Consider the following 17471-nt stretch of genomic DNA (forward strand, 5'->3'; position numbering starts at 1 on the left):
GATAAGCAACTGCACATGCAGCGATCGTTCCTTGTATAGCGTACCTTTAGCAAGTGATTGCACCCCTCAGTGAAGACGAAGATGCCCGACTGGACAACCTACGGCAGTACGGCATACTGGACACCCTGCCCCAGCAGGAATACGACGATCTGACGGCCCTGGCCGCCGAGATCTGCGGTACGCCGGTCTCCCTGATCAGCCTCGTGGACCAGGACCGGCAGTGGTTCAAATCCGCCCTGGGCTTCCGGCCCGAACAGACCGAGACGAGCCGAGACCTGGCGTTCTGTGCGCACAATATCATAGAGCCCAACCAGACCATGGTGGTGCCGGACGCCCGGCTGGACCCCCGCTTCAAGGATAATGCCCTGGTGCACGACGATCCGAACGTCATCTTCTACGCGGGTGTACCGCTCGTATCCCCGGAGGGCCACGCCCTGGGTAGCCTCTGCGTCATCGACCGCAAACCCCGGGAGCTCAGCGCGCATCAGTTGGATCTGCTGCTGCGACTGGGCCGGCAGGCAGAGAAGTTGCTGGAGCTGCACCGCTCGTTACAGACTACGCGCCACCTGCTGCACGTGCGGGATGAGGCCAATGCACAGCTGCGCGACTTCAGTCACGTCATCGCCCACGACCTCAAGGCGCCGATCCGCAACATTTCCCAGGCTACCCACCTGCTGCGGGAAGACTACAGTGACCGACTGGGGGACGACGGACAGGAGCTGCTCGACCTAGTCGCGCAGAGCACCACGGATGCCACCTATATGATCGAGGGGGTACTACAGTATAGCCAGGCTACGCGGGCGTTGCTGCAGGCGCGCGAACGGATCAGTATGATCAATACCGTCGAGCGGGCCACGCGCCAGCTCGCGCTGCACGCGCCCCACAGTGTAAGCTATATCGGGACGGTGACCCACGTGTCCACCTCTCCCATCGCCCTGCTACAGATCTTTCAGAACCTGATCGGCAACGCACTCAAGTTCAGCGACAAGCCGGCGTGCCGCATCACCGTAGACTGCGTAGTCCGGGCCGCGGGCGGGCATACTGTATCGGTACACGACGATGGGCCCGGCATTCCCCCGGAGCAGCAGGAGGCTGTTTTTCGCCTGTTTCACAGTAGCGACCGGGGGAGTAAGCGGAGCCACGGGGTGGGGCTGTCGATCGTCCGCCGGCTGGTCACCTCTTTGGGGGGCACCATCCGGTTGAGCTCCGGCCCGGGGGAGGGCACCACCTTTACCTTCGACCTACCGGCCTAGTAGGAGGGTAATTCCTGTCTTGTGCGAAATTTCTACTGTTTTTCAGTGAGTTATGAAAGGCACTCCGTACCTTTGCGTCCGCTTTTGCCCGACCGTCCGGTGGGGTGAGGCCGTACCTCCGCTGGTAGTGGGGGTGCCGGATACATCAAATTGACAAAATCAAGTTCCCTTGAATACCCTTTCCTACAAGACGCAGTCGGCCAACGCCGCTACCGTCGAGCGTAAGTGGCACGTGGTGGATGCGGAAGGCGAGATCGTCGGCCGCCTGGCTACCAAGATCGCCCACGTTCTGCGCGGCAAGCACAAGCCCGACTTCACCCCCCACTTCGACAACGGCGACCACGTCATCGTCATCAACGCCGATAAGGTCCGCTTTACCGGTCTGAAGTTTAACAACAAGGAGTACCTGCGCCACACCGGTTACCCCGGCGGACAGCGTAAGGCTACCCCCCGGCAGATCATGGCCCGCCGGCCCGAGCTCATCCTGGAGCACGCCGTCAAGGGAATGCTGCCTAAGACAAAGCTAGGCCGCGCCCAGTACCGCAAGCTCTACGTCTACGCCGGTACCGAGCACCCCCATACTGCCCAACAACCACAAGAACTCAAGTAATGGAACAGATCAATGCCATCGGCCGCCGCAAGGCCGCCGTCGCCCGTGTTTACCTCATGCAGGGGAAGGGCAATATCATCGTCAACGGTAAGGACTACAAGGCGTACTTCCCGCAGACCCACGTACAGGGCAAGGTGACTCAGCCCTTCGAGGCGGTCGAAGTCGACAACGCTATCTACGACGTGAAAGTCAATGTAGACGGTGGCGGCTACAAGGGCCAGGCCGAGGCCATCCGCCTGGGCATCAGCCGGGCGCTCGTGAAGCTCAACGAAGACTTCCGCAGCCCCCTCAAGTCACAGAAGTACCTCACCCGGGATGCCCGCGTAGTAGAACGTAAGAAGTACGGTAAGCCCAAGGCCCGTAAGAGCTTCCAGTTCTCCAAGCGCTAGTACGGAGTTTTATTCTCCACCTCCAACAAAACAAAAACTATCATGGCAAAGCCAACCCACCAGCAGCTGCTGGAAGCCGGCGTACACTTCGGTCACCTGCGCCGCAAGTGGAACCCCAAGATGTCGCCCTATATCTTCACTGAGACCAACGGCATCCACCTTATCGACCTCAACCGTACCCTGGAAAATCTGGACCGCGCCGGTAACGCGATGCGTCAGATCGCCCGCGCCGGAAAGAAGATCCTCTTCGTAGCCACCAAGAAGCAGGCCCGCGACATCGTCACCGCCGCCGCCCAGGAAGTCAATATGCCCTACGTCACCGACCGGTGGCAGGGTGGTATGCTGACCAACTTCAACACCATCCGCCGCTCCATCCGTAAGATGCAGAACATCGAGCGCATGCTGGCTGACGGTACCCTGGACAGCGTCACCAAGAAGGAGCGTCTTACGCTGACCCGCGAGCACGCCAAGATGAATAAAGTACTGGGCGGTATCGCTGAGATGCAGCGCATCCCCAATGCCATCTTCGTGGTCGATATCGTACACGAGCACCTCGCCATCGCCGAAGCCAAGAAGCTCGGTATGCGCACCTTCGGTATCGTGGATACCAACGCCGACCCCACCAGTGTCGACTACCCCATCCCCGGCAACGACGACGCCAGCAAGGCCGTAGGTGTGATCACCGACTACCTGATGGAGTGCATCAAGGAGGGCCTGTCCCAGCGCAACGAGGAGAAGGAGCAGCAGGAAAGCAGCGGCGAAGCCACCCCAGCCACGGAGCCGGAAGCCGCTAAGTAGGCTGCCGCCCCCCATCACTTAATCGACTAAAACGTACAACCCATGGCCATAAGCGCCCAAGAAGTAAAGAAGCTCCGCGACATGACGGGCTCCGGCATGATGGACTGCAAGAAAGCCCTCGCCGAAGCCGACGGAGATTTTGACAAAGCCATCGAAGTGCTGCGCAAGCGCGGTGAGAAGGTAGCCGCCAAGCGTGGCGATAAGGAAGCCAACGAAGGCGTAGTCATCGCGCAGGTGTCCGAGGCCAACGACTACGGTGTAGTCGTTCGGCTGAGCAGCGAGACCGACTTCGTAGCCAAGAACGACGACTTCGTCGCCTTCGCCCAGAAGATCGCCGACATCGCTCTCGCCGAGCGGCCCGCCGACCTCGACGCCCTGAACAAACTACCCATGGAGGGCCAGCTCACCGTAGGGGAGAAGGTCACCGAGATGGTAGGCAAGATCAACGAGAAGATCAGTGTCACCTCCTACGAGCAGCTCAGTGCCCCCCTCGTAGCGCCCTATATCCACAGTGGATACCGGGCCGGTGTACTGGTCGCCCTGTCCAAGAACGACGAGGCCGCCTTCGAGGCCGGTCGCGACGTAGCCATGCAGGTAGCCGCCATGAAGCCGATCGCCGTCAATAAGAGCGGTATCGATCAGGCCACCATCGACCAGGAGCTCGATATCGCCATCGACCTGGCCCGCCAGGAAGGTAAGCCCGAAGCCATGCTCGATAAGATCGGCAAGGGCCGGCTCAACAAGTTCTTCAAGGAGAATACCCTGGAGGCTCAGGCCTTCGTGAAGGCCGATAAGCAGAGCGTAGCCCAGTACCTCGACTCGGTCGAGAAGGGACTCAAAGTGACTGACTTTAAGCACGTAGCACTGGGCTAAGCGCCCGCGCTAGCGCACTGCTACTAAGGGTTGACTTCCATCCGGGAGTCAACCCTTTTTCGTTAGCCTACCCGAATGGAAGTATCCCCGCCTCACCCCTCCCCGCTCCAGCAACTGGCGCATCCCGCCGCCCGGGCCGCCGGCGTACGCCTGTACTGCAAACGGGACGATCTGCTGGCGCTGCATCCCGGTAGTCCGCTACAGGGGAATAAACTGCGTAAGCTGCAGCCGCTACTGGCGGGGCTGGACGCCGATAAATTGCCCACGGTGGTCTCCTTCGGCGGGGCGTACAGCAACCACCTGGCGGCCCTGGCGGCGGCCAGTGCCCACTACGGATTCGCTACGCGGTTCTACGTACGCGGGGAGCCCGTCGATAATCCGACCCTCCGCTACGTGCGCTCCCGCGGTAGTACGCTGCGTTTTATCAGCCGGACGGACTACCGCCGCCGCCACGAGGCGGATTTCATAGCTTCGCTGCTGGAAGCGGGCAGAGACGTACTTGTACCCGAGGGGGGCACTACACCGGAAGCCCTACCGTACGCCGGGCAGGCCTATACCGAGACCTGCGTGCAGCTCGGTGGATCACCCCCCGACTACTTCTGCCTGAGCGCTGGCACCGGCGGCACGGCGGCAGGCATCGTAGCCGCGGCGCAGGCGACCGCTACCCACATCGAGGTGTATCCCGCCCTGAAGGGCGACTGGATGGCCGCGCAGATTGGAGCGTTTACCACTGCCGGCTCTGTGGATCTGGATCTCTCTGGCCTACACGTGGTCACCGACTACCACTACGGCGGCTACGCTAAGTTTCCCGACCATTGGCACATCGGGTACCGGCCGGGAGCCGTAGCGATGTATGCCGAACTGGGGGAGCCGGGGCTACCGCCCCTGGAGCCGGTCTATACCGCCAAGCTGTTCAGTGGGGTGCTGGACCGTATACGCCGCGGTGTCTATCCGCAGGGTGCAACGGTCGTGATTTTGCATACCGGGGGCGTGTACTGATCAGCCGAAAGGCGAGTCGGATTTCGCCGCCGCTACGGTAGCGGGGTCGACCTCCCGCAGTACTTCGATGGTGGTGGCGGTCCACCGGATGTATCCTTCCGCTTCGAACTGTTTGAGCCAGCCCGTCATGGGCCAGATCTGCCACTTTGTGTAGAAGCGGTTGGCGTTGGCCACGATGTCCGTCAGGTGGTTGTAGGGGGGGGAATAGCTGGCGTGATACTGATGGTACACCCTGGCCTGACAGCCGAAGAAGGGTAGCCGAATCCGCCGCGCCATGAAGGCGAAGTCAGTGTCCTCCCCTCCGTAGCCGGTGTACTGCCGGTCGAAGCCACCCAGGCGGGCGAAGTCGGTAGCCCGCAGGCCGAAGGAAAGGGACCAGAACAGGTGGTAGGGAAGCCTAGCCAGGGTGCGGTCTTTGGGCATGGCCGGACGGCGGGGGTGCGCCTGCGCCAGCCGGTCCAGGGAGTCGTAGTTCCAGTTGCCTCGGGTAGCCTCGCGGGGGAGGTACTTCACATCCCCCATCACCAGGCCGTGGGAAAGCTGCACGGCGTGCTCGAGCTGCTTGATGTAGTCGGGGTGTGGGATACAGTCTACGTCTAGAAAGCCCAGCACGCTGCCCTGGGCATTAGCGGCCGCGAGGTTGCGGGCGGCGGCCAGGGGGAGGGCATTGTCCGCATCGTTCAGCTCGTGCAGGTACATCGGACAGCCCGGGTCGGGTAACTCGGTAGGCACCGGTTCATTCATACATACGATCACCACTTCGCGGGGCTTCTGGACCTGATCGCGCACGCCCTTAAGTAGGTTGTGCAGATGCTCCCGCCGGCCACTTACTAGCGTGAGTAAGCTGATATCACTCATAAAACAAACTTTGGGGTTCTACCACCGAAGTGTAAGTGTAACATTCCTAGATATGTTCAAACACGTATTAGCTTAATACACCCGGTCTACGACGTAGTTGACCAGTTGCTCCAGACCCATGCGTGCCGGACTGTCCGGTAGCTGGTGCAGCAGCCCGAAGGCTTCGTCGCGGTAGCGGTACATGGCAGCCTCGGCGTAGGCGATACCCGCGCTGTCGCGTACGAAGGCGAGCACTTCGGCGACGCGCTGTGGTTCGTCGCTGTGCTTCTTGATGGTGCGGATCATGCGGCGGCGGTCGCCGCGCGAGGCCTGGTTGAGCGCATGGATCAGCGGCAGGGTCATCTTCTTTTCCTTGATGTCGATGCCCCGGGGCTTACCCACATCGTCCAGCCCGAAGTCGAACAGGTCGTCGCGGATCTGGAAGGCGATACCGATCTTTTCCCCGAAGGCGTGCATCAGGTCTACGGTAGCCTCCTCGGCGGTGGCTGAGGCTGCACCCGCCGCGCAGCTGGCCGCGATCAGACTGGCCGTCTTCTGCCGGATCACCTCGAAGTAGATCTGCTCGTCGATGTCCAGCCGGCGGGCCTTCTCGATCTGCAGCAGTTCGCCCTCGGCCAGGGCCTGTACGGCGTTGGAGCTGATCTCCAGCGTACGGTACTGCTTAGTCTCCAGGGCGATGGATAGGCCCCGCGCCAGGAAGTAGTCGCCCACCAGTACGGCGATCTTGTTTTTCCACAGCGCATTGATGCTGAAGAAGCCCCGCCGCTCGTAGCTCTCGTCCACCACGTCGTCGTGCACCAGACTGGCGGTGTGCACCAGTTCGATCAGGCTGGCGGCCGTGTAGGTATCGTCGCTGATCCCCCCGCAGGCCAGGGCGCTGAAGAAGGTGAACATGGGCCGCATCTGCTTGCCCTTGCGCCGTACGATGTAGTAGGTGATGCGGTCCATCAGCGGCACGGGCGAGCGCAGGGTCTCCCGGAACCGCCGCTCGAAGGTCTCCAGTTCAGTAGCGATCGGGCGCTTTATCTCGTCGAGACCATGGGCCATCAGGGGCGGGCAGCTGGGGTGATTAGGGCCGCAAAGGTAGCTTATATATGCGCGCCGGCTCCCCCCCCTTGGCCTCCGTGCTCAGGTAGAGGGTCCCGTCCGGACCAAAGGCCAGCCCCTCCGCCTGCGGCAGCAGCTCCTTATCCAGCTCGTACAGCCCTAGCTGGCTGCCATCGGCTGCCAGCACCAGCAACAGGTTCTCCACGCTACTGCTCAGATACAGCGCCCCGGATACCGGATGTACGGCCAGGGCGGAGGGCGCGAAGTCCTCCAGGGCCTCCCCCCGATCGATCACGAATACGGCCTCTTCTCCCAGCACGCGCGTGTCCAGGTCGAAGGCGAATACGTACCGGTCCTCCCTGGGGCGCCCGTCGTCGCGCGCGTCGTCCTTACAGGCCAGCAGCAGGCGGTGGTGCTGCGCATCGTAGCCCAGTCCTTCTACGTCGTTGGCGCCGGTCAGCCAGGTATTGTACTTCTCTACCCGCTGCCCGGCCGTGCCCTGGCCTAGTATGCGGTACAGCGTACCGGTGCTCTTCACTACCCATACCTCGTCGCCCACCGCTTCGATGCCCTCGTAGTCGCCATCCTTCCAGAACTTGGTCTGGGTACGCAGGTCGCCGTTCGCCAGCTTCATTCGGTACACCAGTCCGTGCTCGTCCTCTACGGCCAGTAGGTCGTCTCCCTGTACCGTCAGTCCGGATACTTCGGCGAGGCCGTCCGGTAGGCGCACCAGGAGTTCCAGCTTCGTCAGGTCCACCGTCTCCTGGGCAGGCAGCAGGGCGGGGCCGCAGGTGCAGAGCAAAGCGAGTAGTAGCGATAGCGGGAGGTAGGGCATGGGGCAAAAATACGCGGTGAAGGTCGGTTGGTCACCGCGCATGGAAGGCACGAACCGGAGACCGCAGAGTATCTTTGCCCACCCATGCAATCCGTAACTATCGCCGGCGAGCAGCTGCTCCTACACCCCGACCGGGCCGTCTACTGGCCGGCCCGACGCGTGCTTTTCGTGGCCGACCTGCACCTAGGCAAGGGAGCCCACTTCCGGCGCGCCGGCATCGCCGTTCCTCAGTTGGTGAGCGACGTGAATTTTGCGCGCCTCGGCGGACTCATCGAGGAGTTTCAGCCCGCCCGCGTACTGCTGCTCGGTGACCTCTTTCATAGCGATTACAATCACGTGTGGGGGGCATTCTGCGCCTTCACCGCCTCTTTTACGGACCTGACCTTCGAGCTTGTACCCGGCAACCACGATATCCTGCCGCCGACCTGCTACGAAGAAGCCAGCTTGGTGATGCACGAAGAGATCATACGGCTTGGCCCCTTCTCCCTCAGTCACCACCCCCTGCGGGAGGAGCAGCGGCTCTCCGGGCAGTACAACCTCTGCGGCCACATCCACCCCTGCGTACGGCTGGTGGATCGCACGGGCGGGGGCATGAAGCTTCCCTGTTTCTTCTTCGGGCAGCAGGAGGGTATTCTGCCGGCCTTCGGGGAGTTCACGGGCTGTGCGGAGGTGAAGGCCCGCTACGGCGATCAGGTCTTCGTACTGGCCGAAGATGCCGTACTGGCCGTCGGCTAGTCAACGTTTAGCGGAAGCGCAGCGAGAGTTGCCGGCCCTCCAGGGTATTGGGGGCGTCATCGAAGAGCAGTACGGTGTAGGCCATACCACGCCCCTCCCGGTACAGGGCGATCAGCTGCGCCTGTTGCTTGTCGCTGAAGCTGCGCTTGGGGCGGAAGGTGTACATCCTGGCCCAGTCGGCATTGTAGAGCGCTAGTTCCTCCTCATCGAAGCTATGGACGGCCGTGACGGCATCGTCGTCGTTGCTGCCCAGGTTCATCGCCAGGGTCGTGGCAGCCAGGTGGGGCCGTTGGTAGTAGCGGTCTGCCTCGTCCTCCGGCTGCAGGTGAAAGCGTAGCTCCAGTTTTTCCCGGCGCGACCGCATACTGTAGTCGTCCTGCAGGTAGTCGTTGTCGTGCCGCAGTGCTTCCCGGTAGTCGCTATCCAGGGGCGCGGTGAAGCGGACATCCAGTACATCGAGCAGCGCGGAGAACTCCACGGGCAGGTCGAGCTGAGCGGGTAGGGTCGTGGTTAGTAGGACCAGGAGGGATAGGAGCAGCGACTTCATCCCCTAAAAAACAAAATTCCTAACATATGGGCTAGGATTGATCTCCGGCTGTGTCGGTGTGCTTACGTAGCTAGCTCAGCAGGCGCTCGACCAGCAAGTTGGTCATGCGGCGATTGACGCCGCTCTCGTTTTCGACGTAGTAGGTGGCCTCCTCCGCCGTAAAGTGACCGATTACCATCCCGAAGAGCAGACCGCGGAGCCGGTTGTCCCGAGTCACGAGTTCCTTGATCTTGTCCATGCGCTGCGCGGCTGGCAGCTGCTCGGGCCGCACCTTGCGCTTCGTGAGGTAGTGGCGGAAGATGGTGTGTAGCAGCTCATGCTGTTCCTTCAGAATGGGGCGTAGGGTAGCGTTCTGGAAGGCCTCCTCGGGAGAATCGGTGGGGAGGGTAGGGATGTGGGGACGTGCCATGCGGGTGAAGGATAAGTTAGGTAAGTAGTACCCGGACGCGCCAGGTCTGCGAGAAAAAGAGCCAGCCCAGTCGGTGGCCGAAGTTAAATTCCCACTGCCCTAGGCCGATCGTCTGCTCGGATAGTGTCCCGCTGCTCGATCACGGCGGGAAGTACTTCTAGCTGAGCCATACCAAGGAATATGCGCTCCTTGTTGCTGTGGGCCGACCGGCAGTAGTAGGTCCGTAGGATCTTGCCCGTCCAAATCAAAGTACTGTCGAGTACATCCAGATTGGAGGAAGGATCGATGCGTACGTCGCGGAGGAGGTAGCGCCGGCTCCCCGCGCGGAGCAGCATGAGCAGTAGGGTAGGGCCACGCTTAGGCGGTTTCGGTCCGGGTTACGTAGGTCCGGAAGTTGTCCAGTATGTGCTGCCAGCCCTGTTGCTGCTGGTCGTGGTTGTTGCTGTCGTCCGGATCGAACTTCACCGTTACGGTAGTGCCGCTGTCCGCCTGCTTGAAATCTACCCGTACCTGGCGGTCGTTTTCCAGGGTATAGGCGATGTGCGTAGTGGGCTCTACTTCATCGTAGGTGCCCTGTAGGTCGAAGGACATGCTGCCGTCCTTGGCTGCCATAGTGATCTTGAACTCGCCGCCGACGCGCAGGTCGTTTACGGCCGCCGGACAGTGCCAGTCTTCCGAGGCGAAGTTCCAGTTGATGACATGCTCGGATTCGGTGTAATAGTGCCAGGTCTCGGACGGGCTGGCGGGTACGGTAGTAGAGGCGGTTAGTTGTGCGGTGGCCATGGGCTAGTATTAAAGGGGGGAAAGTACACAGTGGGATATGCTCCCGGTGGTAGAAGGCGTATTTCCTCCTATGGTTTTCGAGCACTTTATCTGGATTTCCGCTTCATGCTCACTCGCAGTGGCCACCGCTTGCGTAGGGGTATGGGCCAGTAGGTGAGTTTGCGCCGGTACGTCAGGTCCCAGAAGCAGGCGATCTTCCTGGTCGTGGTGGAGGTAGGTAGGAGATCGTCCGGTGCCGGTAGGGCTAGTCGGATGGTCTGCTCACCGGTAAGCGTTTTCTGGGCAACCGCATCGAGCAGATGGGTAGTCTGACGGTATACCTCCCGGCGGCGAACGCGGGGATTGCCTTCCTCGTCGGTATAGGTGGCGCGTTCCGTCACCCGTAAGACCAGTGTGGCATCCAGCAAGCCGAATCTCCCGTCCGGATCGAAGTGGACGTCACCCAGATCCCACGACGGACCGATCCGCAGTCCGGCCCGCCCGAAGTAGTGGCGGGTAAGGCCATAATGCACGCCACGTAGCAGCAGGGGAATACCCACCAGCACACCGAACCACAGCGCCAATTGCGTACTGATCAACACCATGGCTGCGGTGACAAACAGCGCACCCGCGGCCCCGGCTAGTACCGTGCCGGCATCTGCCTTTAACAGTGGGAGCACCACCGGCTCTACCGCATACGCAATACCGGCCTGTACCACCTGCACCCCCACCCGGCGAGTGAGCAGGGGCTCGACCGCCCCGGCGATCGCATAGATGCTTACCTCCACGTAGTACTCGATATGCACCTCCCGCGACCGGTAGTCGATCCCACTGATCGGGCGGCTGAACCGGAATGGATAGGTGGGCCCGGTAGTGATATCCGAGGCGTGCTGCGCTACCCGGCCCAGGACGACCAGCTGCTCCGATTCGCGGGATTGTACCCGCTGCGTATAGGTAACCTCCCAGCGGTAGGCCGTAGGATTCAGAGCAGGCGGGAAGGTAACAGTGCCCGCGATCCGTTCGCCGATCCGGAATCGTTTGCCCTGCTTGGGGGTCAGGCTCACGCGTAGCCCCTTCCACACCGAAGTGGAGGTAGCGAGACTGGCCGGGCGGTGCAGCTTACGGCCCCAGGGGGGATGTCCGGAATGGTGGGGACGGTGCATGGGGTTAGCTCAGGGTCAGGTGAAGTATGAATACCTAAGATCGGAACTTCTTATATGCACTACGAACTAATTCGACGAACAGCGCCCCCGCAGCTTACCTACAGGCGGGTGACAGTAATGGAGATCGAGCGCTCCAGGTGAAGCCACCACCGCTGGGGGTGCACGAAGTGTACGTACCACTCGACGCGCCCGTCCGTGTAGTGGCCGGAGGGGGGGAGTATCGTTTTTGACGTAGGGATGGTACCCCGGAGTAGTCGTCCGCCGGGCTGCCCCGTCAGGCTATCCAGAAGGTGTACGCCCTGCTGCAGTAGGGGTTCGGTGCGGGTATGCTGTTGTCCGTCCGTATCGACTTTCGGGTAGGTGCGCTGCACCCGCAGTCCGATAGTAGAATCGACCAGCGCGGTGCGCGCGCCGGTATCCAGGAGGTACTCCCAGGCCCCGTCGTCGCGCATCCGCACCGTCAGGGCTGCACCGCCGAACCGCCGCCGCTTCAGGTAGCCCGTGATCAGGTCCACGATCCAGATGACCACGCACACTCCGATTACGAGGTAGCCTACGTAAGGGAAAAACAGGTTGACCAACCAGGCGAAGAACAGGACAATCGATGCAACGAAGAGGGTGGCGGAGAACGACGTCTGCGGTGCCTCGTACAGGTACACCGCCGCCTTACTCGTAGCGTAGCGCGGCGGCGGTCCCGCGGCCTCCGGGAAGCTCGTGGAGGCGTACGGTAGCACCGGCAAACTACCGTGCAGGGGGAAGTTCATCGGTTGCGCGTCGTTGTACGCGTGTGCGTTACCTCTAGCGGCACCGCAGTGTAGGCGGGGACCCGATCCAGCGTGTTGATCTCCTCGCGGTATGCGGCGGGCAGGATAGCTGTCTTCACGGCGCGCCCGAGCACGGTATGGCGGAGGATACGGTACAGGCCCAGGACCGGAGTGAGCAGCGATACGCTGCGGTAGCCCAGTAGGCTGCGCACGCGGGGCGGCACTACGGCGATCTGTGCTTCCCGGAGCAGGATATAGCGTAGCCACCCGATGTGCTGCCGGTACTTCGCGAACAGGTCGGCCGTATAGGAGCTGTACCGCAGATCCTGCTGCAGGTGGTGCTGCCGCATGCGCTGCCAGTCTGCAAAGCTGCCGGGTAGGTCGCGTACGCCCATGCGACTACCCATGCGGTAGAATACGTCGTACACCTCCGCTTTCTCAGGGGTAGTGAGCGGTCGTTCCAGCACTTCGAAGGAGCGGATGGAATAGTCGATGAGCAGGAAAAGTACGTCGCGGTACGCCCAGTCGGGAATGCGCCGGCCCCGCTGTGCCTCCACCGCCCCGTGGATACTGGCCATGGCGTCGATGGCCCGGTGTGCCCCGGCCTCGTCCGAAAACACGATGCGCCGTGCGTAGCCTACGGTAGAGAATAGCCGACCGAGCGGATCGGCCGGCAGCCGGCCGGTGAAGTACAGCCAGTCTACTGCCTTATTAAGGGCAAACTCGGCTGCCGCTCCGGCAAAGATGAACAGGATGGTGTCGCCAGTGCCCCAGATCTGGCGGACGATGGAGTGGGGGTGGACGAAAGATGTAGTGGTCATTACTGTAGCGTCAGTGCGTACTGCCATGATACCACGCGCCGTGGATATGTTTGTCCGGCAGCTCAGCCGGGCGGCTCAGTAGCGAGCCACCAACTGTGCTTTCGCTCCGGTCCGTAGCGCGGCCGGTGGGTCAGTGTTAGTATCCACTCGCAGCTGATTCGCTCCGACTGTTGGGAAGGGGGTAGTCCGTGTGATGGTAGGGGTAGGACGATCCGGTAGGGCTCTCCCATTTTACCCGGTAGTAAGTGGTCCAGTACGTTCACCTCTGCCCGATATAGCCGCCGACTGGCGGCGGGGACTTTGCCCTGAGTAGGTAGGTGGACCGTATAGACCACCCGTAGTTCGAGCAACGAGTCTAACAGTGCTTTCGGGCAGTCTGCGGGCAGGTTGAGTAGCTGCGTTTGCCCTTCCCTGGTAAACGTAAGTCGGAGTGTCCGGAAAGGCCGATGAACGTACCACCGTGCTAACGCTAGTCGAAAGGCGATAGGAATAAACGGAGCCGCACATATAACACCCACTAACCAGTTGGATAATCCTAAAAATAATGCCGTACCGAAGAGTAGACCGAGCGCGACGGGAGGAATATAGCTGTTGCGGATTCGAATGGGTGGGGCAGGCGTAGCGGTCACACCGTTATGCGCTGTATGTGTATAAATCCGGTATGTCAGCTCCCGTTGGTGAATAGCTTGTGACGGATCGGATTTCGCGTATACAGTCAGTTGTAGCACATGGCTCACTTCTACATCATACACCTTAAATGGGGCGGTCGACCCCGCCGCAAAAGTAAATTCATGCATACCCTGCTGGTCAAATGCCGCGCCGGAGATCCGTATACATTCACCTTCTAGGGGGTAAAGCTGTCCTCCGATGGATACGTGCTGCAGGGTTTGAAGAACAAAGTCGTAATCTGCTACGTCGATGGGCAATGTGAGCGCTAGTCGGCCACGTACGGTACTGCCAAGCAGCACCTGGGTTGGAGGGGTTATAAATTGGAGGGATAGTACAGCAGACCAGTCTAATGGCATATACACGGAAAGTCTTGGGAAATAAGAGGGTGTATAGCTACTGATTATATCCCGGCTTTACCGAAATAACCGCCGCACCCCCAGCTCTAACCCCACACTAAACAGCTGCTCCTGGATAGGAGCGTCGTAGAGTGACGTCAGGTGGTAGCGGGCCGTAGGCTGGGCGTATAGCTGCAGTCGATCGGTGAGGGTATAGTTGGTGCCGAAGGTGATCAGTCCGACGATGTGGACCTTATTGAACTCCGAAGAGGGATCGCGCTGGTATTCGGTAAATTTGTCTAGATCGGTGACCGTGCGGGTACGCGTGGTGAGGTACACCGAGGGGGCCAAACCCAGCTCGACAAACGGACTAAACCGCCGGCCCGAAAACGCGTAGCGACCCACCAGGGGTACTTCGATGAACCAGTAGCTATAGGACGAGCGACTCTCGTGGGGTAGGCTAGGGTCGGGCACGTACTGCCCGTTCCCGCTAAATTCACTGCCCCACCGCAGATCGGTAAACTTCTGCCCCCGGTAGCCGACGTTAGCCAGGCGGATGCCGGTGCGTAGGTGGAAACGGCTGCCTAGCCGGCGGTTGTAGTTGACGCCGGCACGCCACTGGAGTTGGGGCGCTTCTTCCCGGTTGCGTACTACGGTAAAGTCCTTCAGGATATCCGGTACGTCCCCCACCCGTAGGCTGCGGTAGGTGTAGTCGAGGCCCAGCACCAGGTCGACCGAGGAGCTAGCCTGACCGATCGAAAGCTGAGGAAGAAGAAAAAGAAGGCACACAGTCAGTGGGCGCACCACCCGGGGAAGATCGATCATACTGTCGGTATCAACGCTGCCGCGGCGGTGGCTATTACTTCGCCAGTGCATCCTAAACCCCGCACCTGCGTCCGCGCCCCCTTCCGGGCTGACGCCGTACCTTTGCCGCGTCCCGCAAACCGGGTGCCCCCCCTATGAGTGAAGCGATCCACCACGAGTGCGGACTAGCGATGATCCGCCTCAAGAAGCCCCTAGCTTACTACCACAAGACCTACGGTACCCCGCTGCACGGCCTGAAATGTCTCCAACTTCTGATGCGCAAGATGCGCAACCGCGGACAGGACGGCGCCGGCATGGCAACCATCAAACTGGATCACCCGCCGGGGAAAAAATTCATCAGCCGCAAACGATCCAACGCCAGCAACTACCTGGACGACCTCTGGGCCGGCGTCTACCGCCGCTTCGATGAGCTGACGCCCGCGCAAATGGCGGACGCCGAGTGGCTCAAGCAAAACCTGCCCTACACCGGCGAGGTAATGATGGGCCACCTGCGCTACGGCACCCACTCCACCAACGCCATCGAGACCTGCCACCCCTTCCTGCGGCAGAGCAACTGGAAGACCCGCTGCCTGATCGTGGCCGGCAACTTCAACCTGACCAACGTCAACGAGCTGTTTCAGGAGCTGGTGGACCTGGGTCAGTACCCGAAGGAAAAGTCGGACACCGTGACCGTGCTGGAGAAGATCGGCCACTTCCTCGACGATGAGGTGCAGCGCATCCACACCTGGCACAAGCCCGACGGACACAGCAACATCGAGATCAACGACATCATCGCCAAGGAACTGGACGTGCAGCGGCTGCTCAAGCGGGCCAGCAAGAAGTTCGACGGCGGCTACGTGATGGGCGGTATGATCGGTCACGGCGACGCCTTCGTGATGCGCGACCCGGCGGGTATCCGTCCGGCCTTTTACTTCGAGAACGACGAATTCGTAGCCGTAGCCAGCGAGCGGCCGGCCCTGCAGACGGTCTTCAACGTGCCCTTCGGCACCATCAAGGAAGTGGAGCCCGGCCACGCGCTGATCATCAAGAAGAGCGGTAAGACCAGCATGGAGCCCTTTACGAAGTTGCTGCCGCGCGCCGCCTGCTCCTTCGAGCGCATCTACTTCAGCCGGGGCAACGACCGCGATATCTACCTGGAGCGCAAGGAGCTGGGTCGTCGCCTGGCCAAGTCGATCGCCAAGGCGGTCAACTACGACTTCGATAATACGGTGTTCAGCTATGTGCCCAATACCGCCGAAACGGCCTTCGCCGGCATGATCGAGGGGCTGGAAGACGAGCTCACCCTGTGGCGCAAGCGCAAAATGAAGCGCCGCGAAAAGGACGGCAAGAACGGCTTCGGCAAGCTGCTCAAGACTAAGGTACGTAATGAAAAGATCGTGGTCAAGGACGGCAAGACGCGCACCTTCATCGCCGATACATCGAGCCGCGACGATATGGTCAGCCACGTGTACGACGTCACCTACGGCATCGTACGCAACAAGGTGGATACCCTGGTGCTGCTCGACGACAGTATCGTGCGCGGCACCACCATGCGCGACAGCATCATCAAGATCGTGAGCCGGCTGAAGCCTAAGCGCATCATCATTGTCAGCTCCGCCCCCCAGATCCGCTACCCCGACTGCTACGGCATCGATATGTCCAAGATGGGCGAGTTCGTCGCCTTTAAGGCCATGGAGGCCCTGCTCATCGAGCGCGGCAAGAAAAAGCTGCTCAAGCAAGCCTACCGTCGCGCCAAGCGGGAGCTCAAGAAGCCCGACGCCGAGCAGAAGAACGTGGTCAAATCGCTCTATGACGAGCTCAAGTACCGGGACGTCAGCAAGAAGATCGCCCAGATCATGACCCCCAAGGGCACCAAGCCGAAGATCGACGTCATCTACCAGACCATCAAGGACCTCCGCCAGGCCTGCCCCAACAACAACGGCGACTGGTACTTCAGCGGCAACTACCCCACGCCGGGCGGCTTCCGGGTCGTGAACCGCGCCTTCGTGAACTATATGGAGGGGAGCGCTGCTAGGGCGTATTAGGGGTTAGTTCTGTGATTTTGTAGTTCTGTAGTGCGGACGTGATAGGCGCGACTACCGAACTACCGGACTAATAAACCGGCGCGGCCGCAGGTGCAAAACGCTTAAGGTAAACGAAGAGAGATACCAAGCACGTTTACGGGTATATGCAAACTACGCTGGACGAGGGCATCCTGAAGCCTTTACGTGAGATTACCGACCCGAAGGAAGTGGTAAGAATCAATGACCTGAAATTAAATATCAACGAACACACGAAGAAGGCCCGGTACGGACGGTACGTGCTCTTTGGGCTTCCGGTCCTGTACGTAATCGCAGGCTACTTCCAGCAGTCAGATGATACCGATGACTATTTACTGCTCGGAGCGGCGATCTATGGTGGATTCTACCTGGTCAGTGCCGCCCTTACGTACCGGTGGTTGGTGGCCGGACTGGTGATCGGACTGCTCCTCTATGTCTCCGACCACGCGGCCAGCGCGGTAATGGATCCGGCTACCTTGCTGCAGGGTATATTCGTCAAGATAGCCATCGTCGGTACGCTCGGTACCGCGATCCATGCCGCCTGGCAACTGCGCAATGACCTGAACAAACTAGCAGAATACCCCGTGCCGTCCGAGCAGATCGAACAGGCGCGCAAGCTGCAGGCCATACCGCGTACGCAACAGGTGAAGCGAGCGGAAGAATAATGAAAGCTTCTAGTATGTAGCGTAGCTTGCCCATCAGAAAGTGTAGTTGGTGTCATTCAGCCGGATATTTTGTAT

20 protein-coding genes are annotated in these 17471 nt (G+C 60.7%); 9 read left to right on the forward strand and 11 right to left on the reverse strand.

All coding sequences use genetic code 11. From position 1 onward, the window contains the following. Positions 1 to 53 precede the first annotated feature (53 nt). From MJQ68_RS02205 to MJQ68_RS02230, 6 genes are all read left to right on the forward strand, one after another. Entirely contained in the window at positions 54 to 1253 is a 1200-nt protein-coding gene (locus MJQ68_RS02205) for a sensor histidine kinase (RefSeq protein ID WP_238749344.1), read from the forward strand. Positions 1254 to 1422: 169 nt separating this feature from the next. Then, entirely contained in the window at positions 1423 to 1863 is a 441-nt protein-coding gene (gene rplM, locus MJQ68_RS02210; protein ID WP_238749345.1) for a 50S ribosomal protein L13, read from the forward strand. Beyond that, the gene (gene rpsI / locus MJQ68_RS02215; protein ID WP_238749346.1) at positions 1863 to 2252 is read left to right on the forward strand and encodes a 30S ribosomal protein S9; all 390 of its coding nucleotides are present in this window, start codon (positions 1863 to 1865) and stop codon (positions 2250 to 2252) included. The genes rplM and rpsI overlap by 1 nt, the downstream gene beginning before the upstream one ends. A 42-nt stretch (positions 2253 to 2294) precedes the next feature. Next, positions 2295 to 3050: a 30S ribosomal protein S2 gene (gene rpsB, locus MJQ68_RS02220; protein ID WP_238749347.1), complete on the forward strand. Its 756-nt coding sequence runs from the start codon at positions 2295 to 2297 to the stop codon at positions 3048 to 3050. 42 nt (positions 3051 to 3092) lie between these two features. Next, positions 3093 to 3923, forward strand: a complete 831-nt coding sequence (gene tsf / locus MJQ68_RS02225; RefSeq protein WP_238749348.1) for a translation elongation factor Ts — start codon at positions 3093 to 3095, stop codon at positions 3921 to 3923. 75 nt (positions 3924 to 3998) lie between these two features. Beyond that, positions 3999 to 4922: a 1-aminocyclopropane-1-carboxylate deaminase/D-cysteine desulfhydrase gene (locus MJQ68_RS02230; protein WP_238749349.1), complete on the forward strand. Its 924-nt coding sequence runs from the start codon at positions 3999 to 4001 to the stop codon at positions 4920 to 4922. Here the strand turns inward: MJQ68_RS02230 and MJQ68_RS02235 are convergent, their stop codons facing one another. The 3 genes from MJQ68_RS02235 to MJQ68_RS02245 form a co-directional block, all read right to left on the reverse strand. Continuing rightward, positions 4923 to 5780: a glycosyltransferase family 2 protein gene (locus MJQ68_RS02235; RefSeq protein WP_238749350.1), complete on the reverse strand. Its 858-nt coding sequence runs from the start codon at positions 5778 to 5780 to the stop codon at positions 4923 to 4925. Between the two features lie 72 nt (positions 5781 to 5852). Next, positions 5853 to 6827, reverse strand: coding sequence for a polyprenyl synthetase family protein (locus tag MJQ68_RS02240; protein WP_238749351.1), 975 nt, complete (start codon positions 6825 to 6827; stop codon positions 5853 to 5855). Positions 6828 to 6849: 22 nt separating this feature from the next. Continuing rightward, positions 6850 to 7662, reverse strand: coding sequence for an SdiA-regulated domain-containing protein (locus tag MJQ68_RS02245; protein WP_238749352.1), 813 nt, complete (start codon positions 7660 to 7662; stop codon positions 6850 to 6852). An 84-nt stretch (positions 7663 to 7746) separates the two neighbouring features. Between MJQ68_RS02245 and pdeM the strand changes: the two genes are divergently transcribed. Then, a complete protein-coding gene (gene pdeM / locus MJQ68_RS02250) occupies positions 7747 to 8397 on the forward strand; it encodes a ligase-associated DNA damage response endonuclease PdeM (protein WP_238749353.1) in 651 nt (216 codons plus the stop codon). A 7-nt stretch (positions 8398 to 8404) separates the two neighbouring features. Here pdeM and MJQ68_RS02255 read toward each other — a convergent pair whose 3' ends face one another. The 8 genes from MJQ68_RS02255 to MJQ68_RS02290 all read right to left on the reverse strand — a co-directional run bounded on the left by MJQ68_RS02255 (position 8405) and on the right by MJQ68_RS02290 (position 14692). Then, entirely contained in the window at positions 8405 to 8944 is a 540-nt protein-coding gene (locus tag MJQ68_RS02255; RefSeq protein ID WP_238749354.1) for a hypothetical protein, read from the reverse strand. Positions 8945 to 9014: 70 nt separating this feature from the next. Beyond that, positions 9015 to 9353 (reverse strand): hypothetical protein, encoded by a 339-nt coding sequence (locus MJQ68_RS02260; RefSeq protein WP_238749355.1) that lies wholly within the window; start codon positions 9351 to 9353, stop codon positions 9015 to 9017. A gap of 83 nt (positions 9354 to 9436) precedes the next feature. Further along, on the reverse strand, positions 9437 to 9688 hold the full coding sequence (locus MJQ68_RS02265) for a hypothetical protein (protein WP_238749356.1): 252 nt from the start codon (positions 9686 to 9688) through the stop codon (positions 9437 to 9439). Positions 9689 to 9710: 22 nt separating this feature from the next. Continuing rightward, entirely contained in the window at positions 9711 to 10136 is a 426-nt protein-coding gene (locus MJQ68_RS02270) for an SRPBCC domain-containing protein (RefSeq protein ID WP_238749357.1), read from the reverse strand. 86 nt (positions 10137 to 10222) lie between these two features. Then, positions 10223 to 11278, reverse strand: coding sequence for a hypothetical protein (locus tag MJQ68_RS02275; RefSeq protein ID WP_238749358.1), 1056 nt, complete (start codon positions 11276 to 11278; stop codon positions 10223 to 10225). A gap of 98 nt (positions 11279 to 11376) precedes the next feature. Further along, complete coding sequence (locus MJQ68_RS02280) at positions 11377 to 12042, reverse strand: hypothetical protein (protein WP_238749359.1); 666 nt, start codon at positions 12040 to 12042, stop codon at positions 11377 to 11379. After that, positions 12039 to 12863: an oxygenase MpaB family protein gene (locus tag MJQ68_RS02285; RefSeq protein WP_238749360.1), complete on the reverse strand. Its 825-nt coding sequence runs from the start codon at positions 12861 to 12863 to the stop codon at positions 12039 to 12041. Before MJQ68_RS02285 ends, MJQ68_RS02280 begins: the two co-directional genes overlap by 4 nt. Before the next feature lie 1082 nt (positions 12864 to 13945). Further along, the gene (locus MJQ68_RS02290; protein WP_238749361.1) at positions 13946 to 14692 is read right to left on the reverse strand and encodes an outer membrane beta-barrel protein; all 747 of its coding nucleotides are present in this window, start codon (positions 14690 to 14692) and stop codon (positions 13946 to 13948) included. Positions 14693 to 14826: 134 nt separating this feature from the next. On the opposite strand from MJQ68_RS02290, the gene MJQ68_RS02295 reads away from it, so the two are divergent. Both MJQ68_RS02295 and MJQ68_RS02300 read left to right on the forward strand, forming a co-directional pair. After that, positions 14827 to 16716: an amidophosphoribosyltransferase gene (locus MJQ68_RS02295; RefSeq protein WP_238749362.1), complete on the forward strand. Its 1890-nt coding sequence runs from the start codon at positions 14827 to 14829 to the stop codon at positions 16714 to 16716. Between the two features lie 143 nt (positions 16717 to 16859). Then, complete coding sequence (locus tag MJQ68_RS02300) at positions 16860 to 17396, forward strand: hypothetical protein (RefSeq protein ID WP_238749363.1); 537 nt, start codon at positions 16860 to 16862, stop codon at positions 17394 to 17396. Positions 17397 to 17471 lie beyond the last annotated feature (75 nt).

Origin of the sequence: Neolewinella maritima, assembly GCF_923081025.1 — a bacterium.
In the GTDB taxonomy this organism is placed as follows: domain Bacteria; phylum Bacteroidota; class Bacteroidia; order Chitinophagales; family Saprospiraceae; genus Neolewinella; species Neolewinella maritima.